This window comes from Aquitalea palustris (assembly GCF_003693445.1).
Classification (GTDB): Bacteria; Pseudomonadota; Gammaproteobacteria; order Burkholderiales; family Chromobacteriaceae; genus Aquitalea; species Aquitalea palustris.
Genome location: NZ_RFAR01000057.1, coordinates 11,448 through 31,356, shown reverse-complemented (window position 1 = coordinate 31,356; position 19,909 = coordinate 11,448). Strand labels below are relative to the sequence as shown.

24 protein-coding genes are annotated in these 19,909 nt (G+C 59.3%); 12 read left to right on the top strand and 12 right to left on the bottom strand.

Annotated elements, in window-relative coordinates; all coding sequences use genetic code 11:
* Positions 1-34: 34 nt before the first annotated feature.
* Positions 35-1,183 (bottom strand): PP2C family protein-serine/threonine phosphatase, encoded by a 1,149-nt coding sequence (locus tag EAY64_RS13935; protein WP_103525354.1) that lies wholly within the window; start codon positions 1,181-1,183, stop codon positions 35-37.
* Between the two features lie 174 nt (positions 1,184-1,357).
* On the opposite strand from EAY64_RS13935, the gene EAY64_RS13930 reads away from it, so the two are divergent.
* On the top strand, positions 1,358-1,828 hold the full coding sequence (locus tag EAY64_RS13930; protein ID WP_103525353.1) for a YaiI/YqxD family protein: 471 nt from the start codon (positions 1,358-1,360) through the stop codon (positions 1,826-1,828).
* A 364-nt stretch (positions 1,829-2,192) separates the two neighbouring features.
* Entirely contained in the window at positions 2,193-2,945 is a 753-nt protein-coding gene (locus EAY64_RS13925) for a class I SAM-dependent methyltransferase (protein WP_103525352.1), read from the top strand.
* Between the two features lie 50 nt (positions 2,946-2,995).
* Here the strand turns inward: EAY64_RS13925 and EAY64_RS13920 are convergent, their stop codons facing one another.
* Genes EAY64_RS13920 through tadA form a run of 3 tightly spaced genes read right to left on the bottom strand, consistent with a single transcriptional unit; the run spans position 2,996 to position 4,792 of the window.
* Complete coding sequence (locus EAY64_RS13920) at positions 2,996-3,412, bottom strand: DUF2721 domain-containing protein (protein ID WP_103525351.1); 417 nt, start codon at positions 3,410-3,412, stop codon at positions 2,996-2,998.
* A gap of 5 nt (positions 3,413-3,417) precedes the next feature.
* The gene (locus EAY64_RS13915; RefSeq protein ID WP_103525350.1) at positions 3,418-4,065 is read right to left on the bottom strand and encodes a L,D-transpeptidase; all 648 of its coding nucleotides are present in this window, start codon (positions 4,063-4,065) and stop codon (positions 3,418-3,420) included.
* A 1-nt stretch (position 4,066) separates the two neighbouring features.
* Positions 4,067-4,792 carry a tRNA adenosine(34) deaminase TadA gene (gene tadA / locus EAY64_RS13910; protein WP_199734452.1) on the bottom strand — a complete coding sequence of 242 codons (726 nt, stop codon included), beginning with the start codon at positions 4,790-4,792 and terminating at the stop codon, positions 4,067-4,069.
* Positions 4,793-4,933: 141 nt separating this feature from the next.
* Between tadA and EAY64_RS13905 the strand changes: the two genes are divergently transcribed.
* Positions 4,934-5,884 carry a hypothetical protein gene (locus EAY64_RS13905; protein WP_103525348.1) on the top strand — a complete coding sequence of 317 codons (951 nt, stop codon included), beginning with the start codon at positions 4,934-4,936 and terminating at the stop codon, positions 5,882-5,884.
* Between the two features lie 45 nt (positions 5,885-5,929).
* Here the strand turns inward: EAY64_RS13905 and EAY64_RS13900 are convergent, their stop codons facing one another.
* From EAY64_RS13900 to EAY64_RS13890, 3 genes are read right to left on the bottom strand one after another with little or no spacing between them, the layout of a single operon-like run.
* Positions 5,930-6,166, bottom strand: a complete 237-nt coding sequence (locus EAY64_RS13900) for a hypothetical protein (RefSeq protein WP_147456232.1) — start codon at positions 6,164-6,166, stop codon at positions 5,930-5,932.
* Between the two features lie 43 nt (positions 6,167-6,209).
* A complete protein-coding gene (locus tag EAY64_RS13895; RefSeq protein WP_103525346.1) occupies positions 6,210-6,596 on the bottom strand; it encodes a phage holin family protein in 387 nt (128 codons plus the stop codon).
* Between the two features lie 14 nt (positions 6,597-6,610).
* Entirely contained in the window at positions 6,611-6,925 is a 315-nt protein-coding gene (locus tag EAY64_RS13890; RefSeq protein WP_103525345.1) for an ElaB/YgaM/YqjD family protein, read from the bottom strand.
* A 432-nt stretch (positions 6,926-7,357) separates the two neighbouring features.
* On the opposite strand from EAY64_RS13890, the gene EAY64_RS13885 reads away from it, so the two are divergent.
* Positions 7,358-8,125: a glycosyltransferase family 2 protein gene (locus tag EAY64_RS13885; protein WP_103525344.1), complete on the top strand. Its 768-nt coding sequence runs from the start codon at positions 7,358-7,360 to the stop codon at positions 8,123-8,125.
* A gap of 357 nt (positions 8,126-8,482) precedes the next feature.
* Positions 8,483-9,259: a substrate-binding periplasmic protein gene (locus tag EAY64_RS13880; RefSeq protein ID WP_103525343.1), complete on the top strand. Its 777-nt coding sequence runs from the start codon at positions 8,483-8,485 to the stop codon at positions 9,257-9,259.
* Between the two features lie 410 nt (positions 9,260-9,669).
* On the opposite strand, the gene EAY64_RS13875 is transcribed toward EAY64_RS13880, so the two are convergent.
* Complete coding sequence (locus EAY64_RS13875; RefSeq protein WP_103525342.1) at positions 9,670-10,623, bottom strand: LysR family transcriptional regulator; 954 nt, start codon at positions 10,621-10,623, stop codon at positions 9,670-9,672.
* A gap of 173 nt (positions 10,624-10,796) precedes the next feature.
* Between EAY64_RS13875 and EAY64_RS13870 the strand changes: the two genes are divergently transcribed.
* The 5 genes from EAY64_RS13870 (at position 10,797) to EAY64_RS13850 (ending at position 14,514) form a co-directional block, all read left to right on the top strand.
* Positions 10,797-11,351: an NAD(P)H-dependent oxidoreductase gene (locus EAY64_RS13870; protein WP_103525341.1), complete on the top strand. Its 555-nt coding sequence runs from the start codon at positions 10,797-10,799 to the stop codon at positions 11,349-11,351.
* A 43-nt stretch (positions 11,352-11,394) separates the two neighbouring features.
* Positions 11,395-11,688: a superoxide dismutase gene (locus tag EAY64_RS13865; RefSeq protein ID WP_103525340.1), complete on the top strand. Its 294-nt coding sequence runs from the start codon at positions 11,395-11,397 to the stop codon at positions 11,686-11,688.
* 70 nt (positions 11,689-11,758) lie between these two features.
* Positions 11,759-12,454, top strand: coding sequence for a type 1 glutamine amidotransferase domain-containing protein (locus EAY64_RS13860; RefSeq protein ID WP_103525339.1), 696 nt, complete (start codon positions 11,759-11,761; stop codon positions 12,452-12,454).
* Positions 12,455-12,516: 62 nt separating this feature from the next.
* Entirely contained in the window at positions 12,517-13,530 is a 1,014-nt protein-coding gene (locus tag EAY64_RS13855) for an alpha/beta hydrolase (RefSeq protein ID WP_103525338.1), read from the top strand.
* Between the two features lie 33 nt (positions 13,531-13,563).
* Positions 13,564-14,514 carry an aldo/keto reductase gene (locus tag EAY64_RS13850; RefSeq protein WP_103525337.1) on the top strand — a complete coding sequence of 317 codons (951 nt, stop codon included), beginning with the start codon at positions 13,564-13,566 and terminating at the stop codon, positions 14,512-14,514.
* A gap of 115 nt (positions 14,515-14,629) precedes the next feature.
* Here EAY64_RS13850 and guaA read toward each other — a convergent pair whose 3' ends face one another.
* From guaA to smpB, 3 genes are all read right to left on the bottom strand, one after another.
* Positions 14,630-16,207: a glutamine-hydrolyzing GMP synthase gene (gene guaA, locus EAY64_RS13845; RefSeq protein ID WP_103525336.1), complete on the bottom strand. Its 1,578-nt coding sequence runs from the start codon at positions 16,205-16,207 to the stop codon at positions 14,630-14,632.
* Positions 16,208-16,272: 65 nt separating this feature from the next.
* Positions 16,273-16,629, bottom strand: coding sequence for a hypothetical protein (locus EAY64_RS13840; protein ID WP_103525335.1), 357 nt, complete (start codon positions 16,627-16,629; stop codon positions 16,273-16,275).
* Positions 16,626-17,081, bottom strand: coding sequence for an SsrA-binding protein SmpB (gene smpB, locus EAY64_RS13835; RefSeq protein WP_103525334.1), 456 nt, complete (start codon positions 17,079-17,081; stop codon positions 16,626-16,628). The genes EAY64_RS13840 and smpB overlap by 4 nt, the downstream gene beginning before the upstream one ends.
* A gap of 178 nt (positions 17,082-17,259) precedes the next feature.
* Here smpB and EAY64_RS13830 point away from each other — a divergent pair, with 178 nt between their 5' ends.
* Both EAY64_RS13830 and EAY64_RS13825 read left to right on the top strand, forming a co-directional pair.
* Positions 17,260-17,697, top strand: coding sequence for a type II toxin-antitoxin system RatA family toxin (locus tag EAY64_RS13830; protein WP_103525393.1), 438 nt, complete (start codon positions 17,260-17,262; stop codon positions 17,695-17,697).
* A complete protein-coding gene (locus EAY64_RS13825; protein ID WP_103525333.1) occupies positions 17,690-18,001 on the top strand; it encodes an RnfH family protein in 312 nt (103 codons plus the stop codon). The genes EAY64_RS13830 and EAY64_RS13825 overlap by 8 nt, the downstream gene beginning before the upstream one ends.
* A 47-nt stretch (positions 18,002-18,048) precedes the next feature.
* On the opposite strand, the gene EAY64_RS13820 is transcribed toward EAY64_RS13825, so the two are convergent.
* Positions 18,049-19,833, bottom strand: coding sequence for a GGDEF domain-containing protein (locus EAY64_RS13820; RefSeq protein WP_103525332.1), 1,785 nt, complete (start codon positions 19,831-19,833; stop codon positions 18,049-18,051).
* Positions 19,834-19,909: the final 76 nt, after the last annotated feature.

Sequence of the window (19,909 nt, the reverse complement as noted above, 5' to 3'; positions counted from 1 at the left end):
GCGGTGACCGGCTTTGTTGTTTGCTGGCGGGGTATTACTGGCAGCGAACCACCACCAGCGAGATGTCATCGTGGTTTTCCCGCCCGGCCAGGTGCTTGTTGACGGCATGGGTGATGGAACCCTGGATGTCCAGCGTGCGCGCCTGGCTTACCGCGCGCAGAATGCCGTCCACCCCGAAGGGCTGGCGGCTGTCGTCATAGGCCTCGGTCACGCCGTCCGAGCAGACGATGAGCGAGCCGCCATCTTGCCAGCTGAAATAGTCGAGCGAGGATTCGAAGGCACTGTCCGGCAGAATGCCCAGTGGTGGCGAGCGCGAGCCAAAGGACTTGAGCACCTCACCCCGGCGGTCGACATACATGGCACAGGGTATGCCGCCATTCCATACCGCAATGCGCTGCAGCTGGTAATCCACCTCGATGATGGCGGCAGCGACAAAGCGGCCGATGGGCAGGATGGTGTGCAGCTTGCGGTTGATGGTGCGGGCGATCTCCTGCACCGGCAGGTTGCGGTCGCACATGGCAAAGAAGGTATCCACGGCGGGCAGGCCGCAGATGGCTGCCGCCAGCCCATGCCCCGTGCTGTCGGCCAGCATGATGCGGTCCAGTCCCGGCTGGCAACGGCGAATGCAGATGGTGTCGCCGCTGAAATTCATCGCCGGGCGCTGCCATTGCTGGATATTGGGCGGTGTCTGCTCGGCGCGGCGGGTAAAGCGATCCAGCACCATCTGGGCAAACATCTGCTCCTGTTCGTTGGTGCGGTAATAGTTTTCCAGTCGCTCGCTGTCCGAGGCGATGCGCTGCTGCATTTCCGAAATGCGGATCAGCACATGCAGCTTGGCGGTGAGAATGTCCAGATCGATCGGCTTGGTCAGGTAGTCATCTCCCCCCATGGCCAGGCCACGCAGCAACTGGCTGCGATCCGATAGCGAGGTCAGGAAGATGATGGGAATCCAGTGTTCGCCCAGCAGCTGGCGGATGGCGGCGGTGGCGGCAAAGCCATCCATCACCGGCATGGTGACATCCATGAAGATGACGTCGGGACGCTGCTGCAGGCAGTATGCAAGCGCTTCCTGCCCATTGCTCACCGGCACGGCTTCATGGCCAAGCAGACGGATGTAGTCGAGCAGGATCTGACGGGAGGTCGGACTGTCCTCGGCCACCAGGATGGTCAGCGCGCGGGTCATTCAACAAGCCTTGTGCGGGGAGGGTGGGAAATCATGCCCCACTACTATAGAGGGCTTGACCGGTTTATGCCATTAGCTTGGCAATGAATGCACCGACTTTAACAAATTGCCATGGGCAGAAACATGGCGACTGTTGTAGGCTTGCCGCACTCCAGCCATACAAGAAGCGTAATCATGACCATCTGGGTAGATGCCGATGCCTGTCCCGCCGTGATCCGCGACATTATCTGTCGCGCCGCCCAGCGCACGGCCACGCCGGCCGTGTTTGTGGCCAACCGACGGCCAGCCTTGCCCGCCAGCCCCCATATCCGCAGCATTGTGGTGGGGCAGGGCTTTGACGTGGCCGATGCCGAGATCGCCCGGCAATGCCAGGAAGGCGATCTGCTGGTGAGTGGCGATATTCCGTTGGCGGCACAGGTACTGGCCAAAGGTGCAGCTGCCATCAATTTTCGCGGTGAAGCCTATTCCAGCGATACCATCGAAGGCCAGCTGACACTGCGCGATTTCATGGACAATCTGCGGGCCAGCGGCATCCAGAGCGGAGGTCCACCGCCATTCAGCCAGGCCGACCGTCAGCAGTTCGCCGGCAAGCTGGACCAATGGCTGGCCACCCGCCTGCGCCGTACCAGCCCGCCAGCCCGCTAATCGATTAGTCGGTGCGGGCACGCCTCACACGCTGCGGTCTTTCACTGCGCCGGCTGGTTTAGCCCCGCCTGATGCTGTCTTTTCACTGCATCCTCAATACACGCCACCAAATGCTGATCCGGCACAAGTATTGGCCAGTGCCACCGATAAAGAATAATGGCAGCCCATCCCATGGGCCATTTAACTGTCTGATTATTATTTTCCAGTGGTAAAGTCGGCTTTTTTAAATAAATATTTGTAAAATAAATAAACTTTAATTTGTACCAATTGGTGATGCTATTATCATTTTTGTACAAAATGAAAGGGTGAGGCGGAATGCTCCGGCGCACTCTTTACCTGAGAGAGCGTTCATTTGAGCCACATCATGGATATGCGTGCCATCGCCACATTTGATCTGCAGTCCGACCAGTACGCACGTTATCGACCGTGCTATCCGGACAGCCTGTTCCGCTGGCTGAATGCAGTGGTCGCCGGACACGATCGTGTCTGGGATTGCGCCACCGGCACGGGCCAGGCGGCGGTACAGTTGTCGCGCAGCTTTGCCCGCGTTGATGCCAGCGATATCAATCACAGCCAGCTGCAGGCGGCCGAGTCCGCTGGCAATATCTTCTACCTGGAGTGCGCGGCGGAGCATCCGCCTTTTGGCGACGAGGTGTTTGATCTGGTGACGGTGGCGCAGTCCCTGCACTGGTTCGACCATCCCCGTTTCTGGCCGCAGCTCGAACGGGTGCTCAAGCCCAGCGGTGTCTTTGCAGCCTGGGGCTATGACTGGTTTCATGTCACGCCGCAGGTGGATGACGCCATGCGCTTTTTCCGCGCTGTCATCGAACCGTTCTGGTCCAGTTGCAGTCAGCTGTTGTGGGATGGCTACCGTGATGTCGGCCTGCCGCTGCCACCGCTGGAAACGCCACAATGCCAGATACTGATGGACTGGAATTTCGAGCAACTGCTGGGCTATCTGCATACCTGGTCGGCCACCAAGCTGTGTGTGCAGAGCCTGGGCAACCATGTGCTGAATGATGCCCGCCAGCGCCTGGCCCGCGGCTGGGGCGATCCGACCATTGTGCGACGGGTCAGCATGCCCTTGCACATCATTGCCGGTCGCAAACCGGCTTGAATAAAAAAACCGGCGCGGCCGGTTTTTTTATGCTCAGTCCAGACTGGCGCTCAGCGCTGCTGGCGGTGCGATTCGGCTTCCAGATCCGACAGCAGGATGTTCAGTGCATCAGATGAGCGCACCAGCTCCCACAGCGAAGTGGCCAGCGAGGCAATCATCATCAGCAGGCTGATGCCAAAAGACAGCTCGCCCAGTTGCTGCCAGCCGGTGTAAATCTGGAACATGGCCATGGTGCACAGAAACAGGCTGCCGATGCCCAGAAACTGCATCCATTTGATCAGCTGGATGCGGGTACGCAGATTGCCGATTTGCAGCAGGATATTGGGATTCTGTTCTTCCTTGTAGTCGGTATACAGATTACGGATGATGCTGGCCAGACCAAGAAAACGATTGGTATAAGCCAGCAACAGCAGGGAAATGGCGGGAAACAGCAGTGCTGGTGTGGTCAGGTTGAGAGCTGCGTGCATGGTGGTCAGGAATTCTCGTCTATCAAAACGTCTATGCCGTTTGGCGTCTGCTCAAACAGCTGGATAATGTCCGGGTTTTTCATTCGTACGCAACCCAGCGAAGTGGGGCTGCCCCAGGCGACATGGTCGCCAGCCCCATGAATGTAGATGGCGCGGTCATAGCTGTCGACATTGCTGCCCTGGTTTTTGCCGGGCTCATCACCGCACAGCCACAGGATGCGGGTGAGGATCCAGTCCTTGTCAGGATATTGCTGGTGCAATTCGGCGGTGTACTTCCACGGCGTAACCCGCCGGCGAAAAATGATGGTGTTTTCCTCCGCTCCAGCGCCCAGCTTGTCGCACACATGGTGCCAGCCGCGTGGCGTCTGGTAGCTGTTGACCTGCTCACCGGCACCGCGTCTGGCCGTGGAGACCACATAGTGCTGCTGCTGTCGGCCCCATTCGTCAAACAGGCTGAGCGACTGGCTGCGTATGCCGACCAGTATCCAGGGCTGACCGTAATGGCGCAGATTGGCCCGCGTGGCTTGCAAGGGCGCATCCTGTTCCGATTGCAGGACAAAGCCGGCGGCATCTTCCACAGCTGCCGCAGCCGCAACGCGTGGCCAGGCCAGCAGGCCGCATAGCAGGATCACGATCCACGACAGTCGGCTCATGCTAGGACTCCTGTGAGCGACGTTGGCGGAAAAAGCTCGCCAGCTGCGCTGCGCATGGTTCGGCCATTATCCCCCCCCACACCGCGGTGTGATGATTCAGCTGGCGCAAGGCAAACAAATCAGTCACGCTGCCTGCCGCTCCGGTTTTCGCTTCGCGCGCACCGAAAATCACCCGTGTCAGCCGGGCATGCAAAATGGCACCGCTGCACATGGCACAAGGTTCCAGTGTGACATACAGGTCGCAACCGTCCAGTCGGTAATTACCCTCATGCAGTGCGGCCGCCCGCAGCGCCTGCATTTCGGCATGGGCAGACGGATCGCAGCGGCCAACTGGCTGGTTGAAACCGCGACCGATGATCTGGCCGTCTTTCACCACCACCGCGCCAACCGGCACTTCGCCCTGGGCTGCGGCCAGCTCGGCCTGCTGCATGGCCTGCAGCATGAAATGCTCGATGTCGGCCGGCGCCGGTGGCAGCGCCACCGGCGGGTGTGCTGCCAGTTGCTGGCGCAAGTGCTGTTTGTCGGCATCGCTCAGCTGCGACCAGTGCACACCGCGTGCTGCGGCCTCCAGAGCGAACAGCAGGCGCGTGGTCACGGTACGACCGCTGGCTTTCAGCCGCAGAAAGGTGGTGACGCTGCCCTGTTGTCGTAGTTGTTGCCGGTTGGCAATGCCCATGTCGCGTAGCCATTGCACTGCGGCGGGGGGCAGGGGCGGGCTGCCCAGCAGGTCGGAAGGGGAGGAGGGCATTGGCATCATGCTGACGGTGGATCAAGCTGACATTTTAACGGCATTGCCGGCTGCACTTGTACCATTGCTTTAAAGAATTGCTGGGGAGTGCCGATAGATTCATATGAAGATAGCCTCGCAATGGCCGATGACATGAGCTCCATCCAGCTATACACCACCCTGCCCAGCCTGCCCGATCCGCGTACCAGCTTGCCCAGCCAGCCCCCCACGGCCAATGCAGTGGCGGCGCAATCGGCCGTCGCCACTTCTTTGCCCCTTGCTCAGCCCAACCTGGCCAGGCAGGCAGTCAATCAGTCGCTGCAACTTGCGCTGAGCCAGTGGCAACAGCAACAGGCCAGCCAGCTCAAACAAGCCGCCGCTCGCAGCCAGCGTAGCCAGAGCCAGCAACTGGATGGCAGCCGCATGGAAATGCTGAAGGAGCGCATCAAGAACCTGCGGCAGATGATGGTGCTGGTGGGCAAGGACAAGGGTGGATTGCGCTCGATAGCCATGCAGCTGAAACAGATCAGTGCCGAACTGCGCCAAATGGTGGCCAGCGCCACTGGTAACGATCAGCAGCAAAGCCTGGTGACTACCCTGTCGGGTAATCCGGCACCGGCACCGGCGGCGACGGACACTGCGACTGCCAGTAGTGACAGTGATGCCGGGCAACCGGCCGCTACGTCAGCCGCGACATCCGACACCGCGACAACGGCAGACAGCCCGCAGGCTGCCAGCGCCACTGACAGCGCACCGGCAAGCGATGCCGCGAGTGTTGGCAGTAGTCTGGCCGGCAGTAGTGTAGTCCTGGCTGGCGGTGCTTCCGGGCTGAATGGCAATGTGGAATTGCAGTCACTGATCAACAGCATCAAGTCCATTCAGCAATGGCTGAAACAGCGCAATCTGCAAGCGCAGGATGATGGTTTGAAAAAGCTGCTGGATGCGGGCGACAAGGATATGGCAGCCATTGATAATATGCTGCATGGTGGCAGCGATAGTGCCGAGGGTGAGAGCCAGCTGACTATTCAGCTGGCTGATGCGGGGGGCGCGGCTGCCAGTATCGACAGCGGCACGCCCAATCTGCAGGCCTGAATGTGATTAAACAAAAAAGCGGCATGGGCCGCTTTGTTGTGGCGCTCAGCGAGCGGGCCAGAACTTGCTGACCACCTTCCAGAGCAGGAAGAGCCGGGATGCCCGGCGCAACCAGTGGCGCAGGGATTCTGAAGGCAAGATGGCGGCCAGGGTATTGACCAGTTTTCCCAGCGCGTTACCGCTGGAAAAAGCCTTGAAGCCCTCGCCGGCCAAGCCAAGCGGGCGTTGCCGCAGACTGTCAATTTCCAGCTTCAGCTTGACGCGCAACACTTCGCCTTTCATCAGCAGCAATTGCTTTTTCAGGGCACGATCCTGTGGTGACATCTCAGCGCCTCCCGCTCAGGCTGTCCCAGTCCTTGCGGACTTCGGCAACCGTATCGGCAAATGGTGCGCGGCTGCGATATGCACGTCGCTTCAGCTGCCACAGCAAACCGACTGCGCCCAGCACACTGGCCAAGGTCAGGCAGGACAGGACGGCCGGGCGGTAGGCTGCCGGGGTCAGTACCAGCACCAGCAATAGCGCACTCAACAGGCCGATCAGCAGCAAAATCAGCGCCAGCCCGCCTAGCAGCAGGCTGAACAGCAGATTGTCCTTGTGCTCTTCCGCCTCCAGCAAGAATAGTTCGAAGCGGGTCAGCAACAAGGAAAACACCCCGCCCAGCAGCGAGCGGATGCTGCCCGGGCGAGGTGTCTGGCGTGGGGAATCGCTCATTCAGTCAATCCGCATCAGCGGCGCGAAACCAGCATGCCCAGCAGAAAGCCTACGCCGGCGGCGATGCCGATCGACTTCCACGGATTTTCATGCACGTAGTCGTCGGTTGCCTTGGCGGCTACCTTGGCCTTGCCGACCACAAGCTTCTCGGCTTCTAGCAGGCGGGCCTTGGCCAGCTTGATGTTCTCGCCCAGGCGCTTGCGCAGCTCGCGACCCTTTTCCCCACCTTCATCGCCGGCAGCACCAAGCAAATCTTCGGTACTGGACAAAACCTGGCGGACATCTTCCAGCAGTTGTTCTTTTTCCTGATTGAGTGCGGCATCGGACATGGCGATCTCCTTGGCTAAAGTTGAGGCGGGTAAACGGTGTCGGACCACGATGCTAAAACAATGGTTCCCAGCTTCCGCATATGCCTGTTGACCGTAACAGTCGCGATGCAGCACGTCAAATGTTCACGGTCAAACATTTGCTGTAGTGCAACAAAATAGCGCGGCCCGATGGAATCTGCCCTGGGTGGATGGCGGAAGTGCACAGGCTTACGAAGGGTGTTTAAACGACATGGATATAATTTGTTTGGTTTGCTTCAAATCAGGATAATACTTCCCACTATTGGAATAGTGTCAGGTTCCATTTGTAATGGGTAGTAGCCAGTTAAGATGTTTTCCTTTGCAGGTAAGGCCTACAGACCGATTTTATTAAAATTGTATTGCAATACAAAAATCATAAATAGTTAAAAATAAAACTACGGGGCAGAGAAAATAATGACGCCATTGTCAATTTATGTGCTCACTTTCAATAGTGAACGCTACCTGAAAGCAATTTTGAGTGCCGTGGCTGGACTGACTGATGATTTGCTGGTCGTTGATAGCGGGAGTAGCGACCAGACACTGTCGATAGCACAGGAGTGTGGTGCCAGAGTGCTATACCGCCGGTTTGATGATTTTCGTCAGCAACGTGAGTTTGCCCAGCGCGAATGCCGACATGACTATGTATTCTTTCTGGATAGCGATGAAATACCTTCTGATGATCTGATCAGGCATATCCGGCAGTTGCAGCATGAAGGTTTCCAGCATGAGGCCTACGCGATTCAGCGTGACTGGATTGTCATGGGGAAGCAGGTGCATGCCTTGTACCCGGTAGGCTGTCCTGATTATCCGATTCGCATCATCAACAAGCAGCGGGTGGGTCTGTCTGCACAGGCTGTCCATGAAGATTTTATCGGCTACCGCAGCTGCGGCAGGCTAGAGCTGCCGCTCAAGCATCAAACCTTTCATTCGCATGCCGAGATAGCGCGCAAGCTGGCGATGTATACCAGCCTTGATGCACAGGATCTGGCTCAGATGCGAAGCCGCAAGCACTTTTCCCTGCGCCAGTGGACCAGCCCGGTTGGCGCCTTTTTCAAATGGTATTTGCGCAGCGGAAACTGGAAGGATGGATGGGTAGGACTGGTGTTGGGCATTTACGCCGCCCGATTTGCCCATCTGAAATACCGGAAAGCGCTGGCCTTGCGCCGTGTCGAGCCGCAGTGATGGTGTTCCCCGTCCTGGTCGGATAGCTCCTGTGTCGCTCATCCAACAGGTCTGGCGATTTGTCATGGTCTGATTAACAGTGACCGCAGCTTGTTGCGCTTGTACAGGCCGGCTGGCTCCGCAATTGTCTGCCAGCGCCGGATGCTGATGGAAACCAGAGTGGTGCCCGCATTTTGCCGACCCGATCACTGCTCATTGCTTGCCGGCAGCGAGTGACTGTTCTTGGACGTGACAGATAAGAAGCTCTCCTGGTTCATTGTCTTGTACCGTGCTATCCAGCATGTGTAGTGGCCGACCAAGAGGTAATTCTGCCGCGCATGCCAGTGGCTATACTGACGAAAAAGTCGGGAGACAGCGATGGTAGCGAGTCGGGTCAGAACACTGTTGCTGGCTGCGCTGCTGTGCATCAGTACGGCAGTGGAGGCTGCGCCGCGTAGCCTGTTGTTTGTCACGCAAATCTTTCCCCCCATTATTGAAAATGCCGGGGGCGACAAGCTTGGTGGTGCACAGGTGGAAATCCTGCAGGAGGCGTGCAGGCGGCTGGACTGGCGCTGCGAAGTGCGGGCGATGGTGTGGAAGCGCGCCTTGCGTACCATCAGCCTGGGCGAAGCCGACGGCTTGCTGCTGGTGCAGGATGTAGCGGACCGGCGTGCCGTGATGGAGCTTTCGCTGCCGGTACTGCTTAGCAGCTATGGCCTGTATGTGTTGAATGGCAATCCGCTGCGCTACCGGCAGCCGGCGGACCTGTCCGGCCATGTGCTGGCGGTGTACGGGCCGTCGCTTTCGCAAGCCAATAGCGAACAGTTGCTGCAGGGCGTGGCAGGGGTGACCGAGCAGGTGGAACCTGATCCGCAGACCGTGCTGCGCAAGCTGGCTGCCGGGCGCTATGGTGCCGCTGCCGTGGCTTTCTCCAATGCCGACATCGCCCGTTACTGGATACTGCAGGATGGACTGTCCTCCGTGCACCAGCTGGCTACGATCAAGTCCATCTCCTATATGTTTGGCTTTACCCGCAGCCGTCTGCAGCCAGGTACGCTGGATGCATTCAACCAGGTACTGCTGTCGATGTGTCGCGATGGCAGCATGTCCCGACTGGCCGGCCGCTATAGCCTGCTGGCTGCGGGCTGCCACTGACGCACATTCCACCTCGGTCTGGTCGTTTCCACTCCACTTGTTTGCTCCTGCGGGCACGCTGCAGTATCCGCCAAGAATCCTGAAAAACTTAGCTAGCGGCTAGCCGAGCACCGTCCATACACTCCCCGTATTGCACTACCGGTGCTTTTCATCCGGCGGTACTGTTGGGGCACATCTGGCATGCACGGAGACTTCATTCATCGATGTATCACTATTACGCCAAGGCTGTGCCAGCGGGCTGCTTTGTAGCGCCGCCCTGTGCATGAGCGCTCAACTCCGGGCGGCACGAAAGACCACCGATCGGGTCGGCTAGGCAAGCCCGTCCCGCTCCGGTCGCTGAGTTGGGTGGGCTGTGATTTTCTTTAGTCTGCGTCTGGCCTCCCCATGGGCGGTCGCGCCAGTTTGCATGTTCAGACTGCGTAATCCAGGAGTGCCGACCGTGGGATATGCAGCTCCTCCATATTGGCAAAGGCTTCCAGCAAATACTCCACAGTGACCCGTACCCGCGGGGCCATCAGGGCTCGGTGTGGATACTGCAGCGTCATTTCAAAATTGCCCGGGTGGTGCCAGTCCAGCAGCAGCAGCTGCAACTCGCCACTTTGCAGGTATTGCCAGGCATGATGCACACCAATTTCTGCAATACCTGCTCCTGAGCGTGCCATCTGGGTCAGGGCTTCTGGTGATGACATGGTCATGGCTGCGCCTGCTGTATTCAGCGTGGTGATGCTGCCATCTGCGGCGATGAAATTCCATGGTGAAACCCGTCCGCCCAGAAAACGCCGGGTCAATAGCCGGTGCCGAGCCAGATCATCAGGTGTGGCCGGAACACCAAAGGCCTCAAGGTAGGCTGGCGATGCGACCAGCACCAGACTGAACTGGCACACGGGTCGTGATACCAGCGACGAGTCAACGATGCGCCCCCCGCGCAAGGCGAGGTCGTAGCCATCCTGGATCAGATCAACCACCCGATCATCAAAATCAAGCTCAACCGCCAAGCCGGGATAGGTCTGCAACAAGCCGGGCAATATCGGTGCCAGCTGCGCGTGGCCGAATCCGGAGCTGGTCGAGATGCGCACTCGCCCAGAAGGGGTCGCGCGCTGTGACACCACCGCATCGGCCGCCAGATCCAGTGCCTCCAGCGCCACCCGGGCTTGTCGCAGGAAAGCATCGCCTTCTTCAGTCAGCTTGAGGCTGCGGGTGGTGCGGTTCATTAGCCGCACCCCCAGCGCTTTTTCCAATCCCGCGATGTTTTTGCTGACTGCCGCCGAGGAGATCCCCAGCGCCCGCGCACCTGCGGCAAAGCTGCCAGCATCGGCTGCCTGGACAAAGGAGAGGATGGCGCGGACGCGTTGTGAGGAATCCATAACTAGCGGTGCTCTTTCTCCGGACCATTGTCCGGATTGACAACTTCAAGTTGCCAAATCCTAAACCCAATAGCCCATTCTGTTCAAGAGTGAAGCTGTTCAGAATTCACCCCAGACCAGCGCACCCTTTGCTGCTGCTGCCAACCAGAATCCTCTAGCTCAGCGGACATGCCATGAAAACATTGTTGATCGTCTCTCATCCCTATCCCGAACAATCGCAGGTCATCCAGGCCCTGCAACAAACAGCCGCCAGCCTGCCGAATGTGACGGTACGCAATCTGGAAACCCTGTATGGCCATGACACCACGGCCTTTGATGTCGCCGCCGAACAGCAGGCGCATGAGGGGGTAGAGCGTGTGGTGTACTTGTTTCCCATCCACTGGTTCAACCTGACACCGATGCTCAAGGCCTATCTCAACCAGGTCTGGAGCTATGGCTGGGCCTTTGGCCCCGAGGGCCATGCACTGCGCGGCAAGCAGATGCAGGTGGTGGTGTCAGCCGGTGCCACGGCCCACACCTACTCGGCGGCCGGCCTGATCCAGAGCACCGTGCAGGAGGTATTGACGCCGATGAAGGCCAGCGCCCTGTACGTGGGCATGTCCTATGCCGAACCGCTGGCTTTCTACGAAGCCATGGGAGCCAGCGGCGACAAGCTGGCCCACTTCCAGCAGGCGCTGCTGGCCTGCCTGAGCGCACCGCAGACCGCCGCCACAGTGGCCACTGCCTGAGCCCCTGGCTCTCCCATTTTGTGAAACCGACCGGAGTCTCCCCATGAAACTGCTTTGCCTCGATATCCCAAGCCCCACTGCCACCCTGGAGCAATACGGCCCGCACATGCTTGATGAAGTGCGCCACGGCTGGGATCTGTACAAGTCCGGCTTCATTCGCGACATCTATTTCCGTCAGGACCGTCCTGGCGTCGCCATCCTGGCCGAAGCGGATTCGGTCGAGGCTGCACGGGCCACGCTGATGACCTTTCCGCTGGCCCAGGCTGATCTGATCGGCTGGGACATCATCCCGCTGGGGCCGATGGTCAACTGGGAACTGCTGTTCGCCAAGGCCTGATGACCCCGTCCGGGCCGCGCCACAAATGCTCAGCCCGCTTGTGCCATTTAACATTGCAAGAGAAACCCACATGATCCAGACCGCCACTGACATCAAGCCCGTGCTGTTTGTCGTTACCAGCGTCAACGTCAAGGGGGACACCGGCATTCCCACCGGGTTCAACCTGGCAGAAGTAACCCATCCGCTGGAGAAACTCCAGGATGCGGGCATCGCAGTCGAGTTTGCCTCACCGCAAGGCGGCGCCGCCCCGACCGATGGCATGGAAGACATGAGCGACCCCGTTATCGCCCGTTATGAGGCCGATGCCGCCTTTCGCCACGCGATCCAAAATACCCAGCGCCTGGACGCGCTGGACCCCGCCCGCTACAGCGCCATCTTCTTTGCCGGTGGCCACGGCACCATGTGGGATTTTCCGGACAGCCTGGCGGCACAGCACCTGATCCGGGAGATTGATGCTGCCGGCGGCATCGTGTCGGCGGTGTGCCATGGCCCTGCGGCCCTGGTCAACGCCCGGCGGGCCGATGGCCGTCTGCTGGTCGAGGGCAAACGCCTGGCCGCCTTCACCGACGCGGAAGAAGAAGAGGTGCAATCGACCCATGTGGTTCCCTTCCTGTTGGCCAGCACCCTGGTTGAGCGCGGTGCCTTGCATCAGGCCATGCCCAACTGGAGTGACAACGTGGTGGTCGACGGCCGCCTCATTACCGGCCAAAACCCGCAATCCGCCGCACATCTAGGCTGCGTCTTGCGTGATGCGCTGTTGGCCTGAATGGCTGTGTGCCGACTCCGGTCGGCAGTGCCGCCTCCTCTCCATTTTGCAAAGTGAACCACATGCAAGACAGTGCACCATGGGACAAGGTGTTCCCGCCGGATGAACAGGTCAGCCACCGCAAGCTGCAGTTTCACAACCGCTACGGCATCCGCGTGGTGGGCGACCTGTACCAGCCCAAGGCGCTGGCCGCGGGCCAGACGCTCCCCGGCCTGGTGCTTGCCGGGCCGTTTGGCGCGGTCAAGGAACAGTCCTCCGGCCTGTACGCGCAAACCCTGGCGGCACGCGGCTTTGTCACCCTGGCTTTTGACTCTTCCTTTACCGGCGAAAGTGGTGGCGAGGTGCGCAACGTGGCCTCGCCCGACATCCACAGCGAAGACTTCAGTGCCGCCGTCGATTGCCTGGGCTTGCTGCCGCAAGTGGACCGCGAGCGCATCGGCGCCATGGCCATCTGTGGTCTCAGCGGCATGGCGCTTACCGCCGCCAGCAGTGATGCGCGCATCAAGGCGGTGGCCACTGCCTCGATGTACGACATGTCGCGCAGCATCAGCCGTGGCTATCGCGACAGCTACACCCCGGCGCAGCGCCATGCCATCGTGGATGTACTGAGCCGACAGCGCTGGATCGACGCCGCCCACGGCAGCCCCGCCCTCGGCCTGCATGAGATTCCGTTCGATGCCCAGGGCCAGATGATCCAGAGCGAGCGCCTGCTGCCCGAAACCCTGCCCGCCGACGTCCACCCGGTGCTGGCTGCCTTCTTCGACTACTACCGCACGCCACGCGGCTTTCATCCGCGCTCGATCAACTCCACCACCGCCTGGACCGCCACCACCCCGCTGGCCTTCTTCGCCTTCCCGATGGCGGCCCAGGTGGCGATGATCTCGCCGCGGCCGGTGCTGCTGATCGCCGGGGCCAACGCCCACTCGCGCTACTACTCGGAAGACCTCTACCAGCAGGCCGAACAGCCCAAGCAACTGCTGATCGTGCCTGATGCCGGCCATGTGGATCTTTACGACCGCAGGGACAAAATCCCCTTCGACCAGATCGCGGCCTTCTTCAAGACCCATCTGGCTTGAGCAAGCAAGCTTCTCTTTACGCAAGGTGACACTATGAAAACACTCCCTCCCATTGCTCTTGGAACCTGGTCGTGGGGCAGCGGCTTTGCCGGTGGCGACCAGGTATTCGGTAACCATCTCGATGCCGACAGCCTGCGCCCGGTATTCGACCTCGCCATGCAAAAGGGCCTGACCCTGTGGGATACCGCCGCCGTCTATGGCATGGGCTCATCGGAAACCATCCTGGGCACATTGGCGAAAACCGTGTCGGGCAAGACCCTGCAGCTCTCTACCAAATTCACGCCACAACTCGCCAGCCCGGAGGCCGACAATCCGGTGGCCGCCATGTTTGAACAGAGCTGCCAACGTCTGGGTAGCGAGATCATCGACCTGTACTGGATTCACAACCCGACCCTGCTCAATGAATGGACGCGGCACCTGATCCCCTTGTTGCAAAGCGGACGGATCCGGCGTGTTGGCGTGTCCAATCACAATCTGGCGGAAATCAAATTGGTGGACAGTACCCTGAAGCAGGCCGGCTTTGCGCTCTCGGCAGTACAGAACCACTACAGCCTGTTGTACCGCTCCTCTGAAGACGCCGGCATCCTCGACTATTGCCGCGAAAATGACATCACATTTTTCTCCTACCTGGTGTTGGAGCAAGGTGCGCTCTCTGGCAAATACAACGCTAGCCATCCGCTGCCGGAAGGTAGTAGCCGGGCTGCCAGCTACAACAGCGTGTTACCGCAACTGGAGGCACTGACTGATGCGATGCGAGATATCGGCTCAGGCAAGAGTGCTTCGGTGGCTCAGGTCGCTATTGCCTGGGCCATTGCCAAAGGCACGCTGCCCATCATCGGCGTCACCAAGCTGAAGCATGTGGAAGATGCCGCCGCTGCCACTACGCTGCAGCTTTCGCCCGAGGAAATCAAAACCTTGGAAAGCTTGGCTGTACAAGCAGGAGTGGACACCCGGGGAGCCTGGGAAAAGCCCATGCATTCTTGAGCCCGATCCGGGTACAGCCAGTCGAAGGCGTGCGGTCATGAAAAATGCCCTTGATGATTGTTTTTCAAATCATCAAGGGCATTGCTTGTTCCACTAAATCAGATGGCTGGCAGGATCATTCCCACTCAATCGTTGCCGGCGGTTTACCCGACACATCGTAAACCACGCGGTTGATGCCGCGCACTTCGTTGATGATGCGGTTGGAAGCGCGGCCCAGCAGTGCGTAGGGCAGTTCGGCCCAGTGGGCGGTCATGAAGTCGCTGGTGACCACGGCACGCAGGGCGACTACGTAGTCGTAAGTGCGGCCATCGCCCATCACGCCAACGGATTTCACCGGCAGGAATACGGCAAAAGCCTGACTGGTGAGGTCGTACCAGTTCTTGCCGGTTTTCTCGTCCACGGTATTGCGCAGTTCTTCGATGAAGATGGCGTCGGCCTGGCGCAGCAGGTCGGCATATTCCATTTTCACTTCACCCAGGATACGCACGCCCAGGCCCGGGCCCGGGAAGGGGTGGCGGTAAACCATGTCGTGCGGCAGGCCGAGTGCCACGCCCAACTGGCGCACTTCATCCTTGAACAGCTCGCGCAGCGGTTCCAGCAGCTTGAGGTTCATGTCTTCCGGCAGGCCGCCCACATTGTGGTGGCTCTTGATGGTGTGGGCCTTCTTGGTTTTGGCTCCGGCCGATTCGATCACGTCCGGGTAGATGGTGCCCTGGGCCAGCCACTTGGCATTGGTCAGCTTGTTGGATTGAGCCTGGAACACTTCGACGAATTCGCCGCCAATGATCTTGCGTTTCTTTTCCGGGTCGGTTTCGCCGGCCAGCTTGCCCATGAACTGTTCGGTGGCATCCACGTGGATGACTTTCACGCCCAGGTTCTGCGCAAACATCTCCATCACCATCTTGCCTTCGTTCAGGCGCAGCAGACCGTGGTCAACAAAGACGCAGGTCAGTTGCGGGCCGATGGCGCGATGGATCAGGGCGGCAGCAACCGAGCTGTCCACGCCGCCGGACAAGCCGAGGATGACTTCTTCATCGCCTACCTGGTCACGGATTTTCTTGATCGCTTCGTCGATGTAGTTGGGCATGGTCCAGCTGGGAATGGCACCCGCCACGTGCAGTACGAAACGATGGATCATTTCGGTGCCGCGCTTGGTGTGGGTCACTTCCGGGTGGAACTGTACGCCGTAGTAGCCGCGGTCTTCATCGGCCATGGCGGCGATGGGGCAGGACGGGGTTTCGGCGATGACATGGAAGCCTGCGGGCAGGGCGGTGACCTTGTCGCCGTGGCTCATCCATACATCCAGAAAGCCGTTGCCAGCATCGTCGATGTGGTCTTGCAGGCCCTCCAGCAGCTTGGAGTGATGGCGGGCCTGGATCTGGGCGTAGCCGAATTCGCGCTTGTCACCGGCTTCCACCTTGCCGCCCAGGCTTTGCGCCATGAACTGCATGCCGTAGCAGATGCCCAGTACCGGAACGCCCAGTTCGAACAGGGCCGGATCGGCTTGGTAGTCGGATTCGTACACCGAGTTGGGGCCGCCTGACAGAATGATGGCCTTGGGGCCGAATGCACGGATTTCTTCAATCGGCATGTCAAACGAATGAAGCTCACAGTAGACGTGAGCTTCGCGTACGCGGCGGGCAATCAACTGGGTAACTTGAGAGCCGAAGTCGAGAATGAGGATCTTGTCCATGCCTGTCCTTGAAAGGTTCCGTTGGCCCGAGGGCCTGTCGTTCAATGGGTAAATGGTGCGCCGGATCAGGATTTGTCCTGGTCTTCCAGCATGGAGCGCCAGCGCAGGCTGCGCTCCGGAATGCGGTCACTACGTGCCAGCAGCATCAACAAGCCCATCACCACCATGCCCAGCGACAACAGGTGGCTGAATTGCAGGCCCATATTGTCGCGCAGGTAGATGGCCGCACCGGCGTAGACCAGCAGCGGGCTGCTGACCAGGGTGGATTTGTTGAAGCCGTCGATGATCAATAATAGACACCCTGCCGCTGCCAGTAGCAGGGAAAGCAGGGTGGAGGTATTCGGCAGCAGGGCGGTGCTCTTGAGAAACCACACCGAACCCAGGCAGATCAGTGCAATGGGCAGGGCGGCGCTCTTTTTCATTCGCCACCTCGCTGGTTCTTCATGAAACGCTGCTTTTCACGCTGCCATTCACGGTCTTTTTCCGTGTCGCGCTTGTCGTGCAGCTTCTTGCCCTTGGCCAGGCCAACCTGGGCCTTGATATTGCCTTTGCTGTAGTGCAGGTCCAGCGCCATCATGGTGTAGCCAGCGCGCTCGACCTTGCCGATGAAGCGGTTCATTTCTGATTGGGACATCAAGAGCTTGCGTGGGCGTACCGGGTCTGGCTTGACATGGGTGGAGGCCGACTGCAGAGCGGTGATGTGGCAGCCAATCAGCCAGAAAGCGCCGTTTTTCCAGTCGATATAGCTTTCCTTGAGCTGGACGCGTCCGGCGCGTATGGCCTTGACTTCCCACCCTTCCAGCACAAGCCCGGCCTCGAGTTCTTCCTCGATGAAATAATCATGGAAGGCTTTGCGGTTCTGGATGATGCTCATGAGCCTGAGATTTCCGTGGCTTTAAAAGGGAATCCGCCATTCTACCAGAAGCTGCGTCCAGGCCAAAATTCCTGAAAATCAGCAGCTTGAAATCAGCTGCGGGACAGGCACGGACAGCCGGGGCAGCTTTTGGTAAACTTGCCAGCTTGAATCATTTTGCACAATGTGCGGCTTCCCCATGCAGGTTGTAGAAAAGAAAGTCCTGGTTGCGCATACCCCGGCGCAGATGTTTGCCCTGGTCGACAAGGTGGAAAATTACCCGCGTTTCCTGCCCTGGTGCGCCAAGGCGGAAGAGCATGCGCGCGAGGGTGATCAGCAGGTGGCCAGCCTGCATATTGATTACCTGAAGATTCGCCAGCATTTCACCACCCGCAATACCTTGCGTGATGGCGAGAGCATCCTGATGGAGCTGGTAGAGGGGCCCTTTCAGCACTTGCAGGGCCTGTGGCAATTTACCCCGCTGGGTGATTTCGGCTGCAAGGTGGAGTTCACCTTGCGCTACGAGTTTTCCAGCAAGCTGCTGGAAAAGGTAATCGGACCGGTGTTCGGCCATATTTCCGGCACGCTGGTGGATGCCTTTATCAAGCATGCCGACAAGGTCTATGGCGATGACTGAGCAGATTCGGGTAGAGGTCGCCTGTGCCTTGCCGCAACGGCAGCGCATCATGGCGATGCAGGTGGCGTTGGGGACGACGGCGGAGCAGGCGGTGCGGGAATCTGGCATTCTGGCGCAGTTTCCCATCATCGATGCGGCGGCGCTCAAACTGGGTATTTTCAGCAAGGCCATCAAGCCGGATACGGTGCTGCGCGAGGGGGACCGGGTGGAGATCTACCGCCCCTTGCAGGCTGACCCCAAGGCGGTACGGCGGCAGCGGGCCGAGGCCGGCAAGGGCATGAGCAAGGGCAGCAGCGCAGAATGAAAAAACCGGGGTAGCCCCCCGGTTTTTTTGTGTGTTGACTGCGTGACTCAGATGATGCGGTCTGGCTCGGCTGAAATGACGCGGTTCTTGCCGCTGATCTTGGCCTGATACATGGCTTGGTCCGCACGTTCGATCACTTCGATGTCCTGCTCGCCCAGATGCCATTTGGCCACGCCGGCACTGAAGGTGATGACCAGCCGGTCGTTATTGGCCATGAAGAAGGTACGGGTCAGCTCGCGTTGCAGTCGCTGCACGGTGTCGATGGCTTCATCTACCGGGGTGTCCGGCATCAGCAGGACAAATTCTTCACCGCCAAAGCGGGCGACGATGTCGGCCGGACGCAGATTGTGCTTGATCACATCCACCAGATACTTCAGCGCGTCATCGCCAGTCAGGTGGCCATAGCGGTCGTTAAGCTGCTTGAAATTGTCGACGTCGATCAAGGCGACGCTCAGGTCGCTGCTGGTGCGCTCGGCACGGCTGATCTCGCGCTGGAAATGTTCGGCCAGGCCGCGGCGGTTGTAGGCACCGGTCAGCTGGTCTTCCTTTACCTTGGCGCTGGCGGCTTCCAGCGCGTTTTCCAGCTCGTTGATACGTTGTTCGGCGGCTTCTACCTGTTCGCGGGCGGACAAGAGTTCGTCGCGCGAACGGGTCAGGTCCAGCTGCATCAGCGAGGTGTCTTCCATCAGCGAACCGATGATGCCGCTCAGCTCTTCGACATTGCTGGTTTGCTTGAGCTTTTCGCTATGTTTGCTGATCTTGCTGTGGAAGTCGTCGGTGGTGTCGGTCATCAGCGCCAGGCGCGAGATGAAGCGGTCCAGCAGGGTGCGCAAGGAGCTGGTGGCTTCGTCCAGAGTGCTTTTCAGCATGCCCTGCTTGCGGATGACTTCCTTCAGGCTGGTTTCCAGCTGGTACACCTGCTGCATCGACAGCGGCTGGTGCGAAAGCACTTCCTGCAGCGAATGAACCTGGCCGACCAGATAATCATCCGAGCGGTTGATCTCGGCCACATTGTCCAGCAACAGGCGCAGCAGATTGGTCAGCCCGGAAACCAGGCGGCCTTCCTGCTGGGTCTGCAGTTCCAGCTTGATCATGAAGCCGCGCAGCTTGGGCATGTAGACGTTGAGGCTGTCATCGTCGCAGACCTGATCCAGCTCGCGGATCAGCGCTTCCAGCGACTCCACCATGTCCGGCATGCTGATCAGGCGTGGCTCCAGGCCGTGCTTGAGGGCAAAGGCCAGCGTGCGTTGCCATAGCGGCCAGCTGTTATTGTCCTGGCCGGCAACGGCGGGAATATCACTGCTGGTGCTGGCAGGATCATCCGGCATGGTTAGCGCTTCGCGCTGGCTGGCCGGGGCGCTCCAGTTTCTGACCAGGGCCGACAGTTTGGTATTGAGCTCTTCCGGCTGATTGCCGTAGTTGATCAGCACCCGCTCCAGTGCGGCCTGCTTGTGGTGCTGCGGCAGGTCGGGCAGGCGCAGGTCCCAGCTGCGGATCAGGCTTTGTATCAGGCTGCCCCAGGTCTGGGTCAGATTGCTTTCGGTCAGCGCCAGTCGCAGAAAATCAATGGCCAGCTGCGGTAGTTGTTCCCAGCGCGACTCGTCGGTGGCTTGTTTGATGCGCAGCAGCGACGTTTTGCTTTGCGGGGTTTCGGCTGGAATGGTTTCCAATGCCCGCAGCAACTGGGTGCCCAGCTTGTTGTCGCGCTCGATAGGGGTTTGTGTGAGCTCGTGGTAGACGCGCTCGAAATTTTCCGGTGTTGGCAGCAATTTGCGCATGCTCAGCTGCTTGAGCGTTTCGCGTGCAACCTCAATCGGATTCTGTGTTGTCATTGACCAAACCCTGGAAGTTTTGAAGCCAGCCATAATTATTTTTAGTCTAGGAGGGTGAAGGTTTGGATGGGCTTAG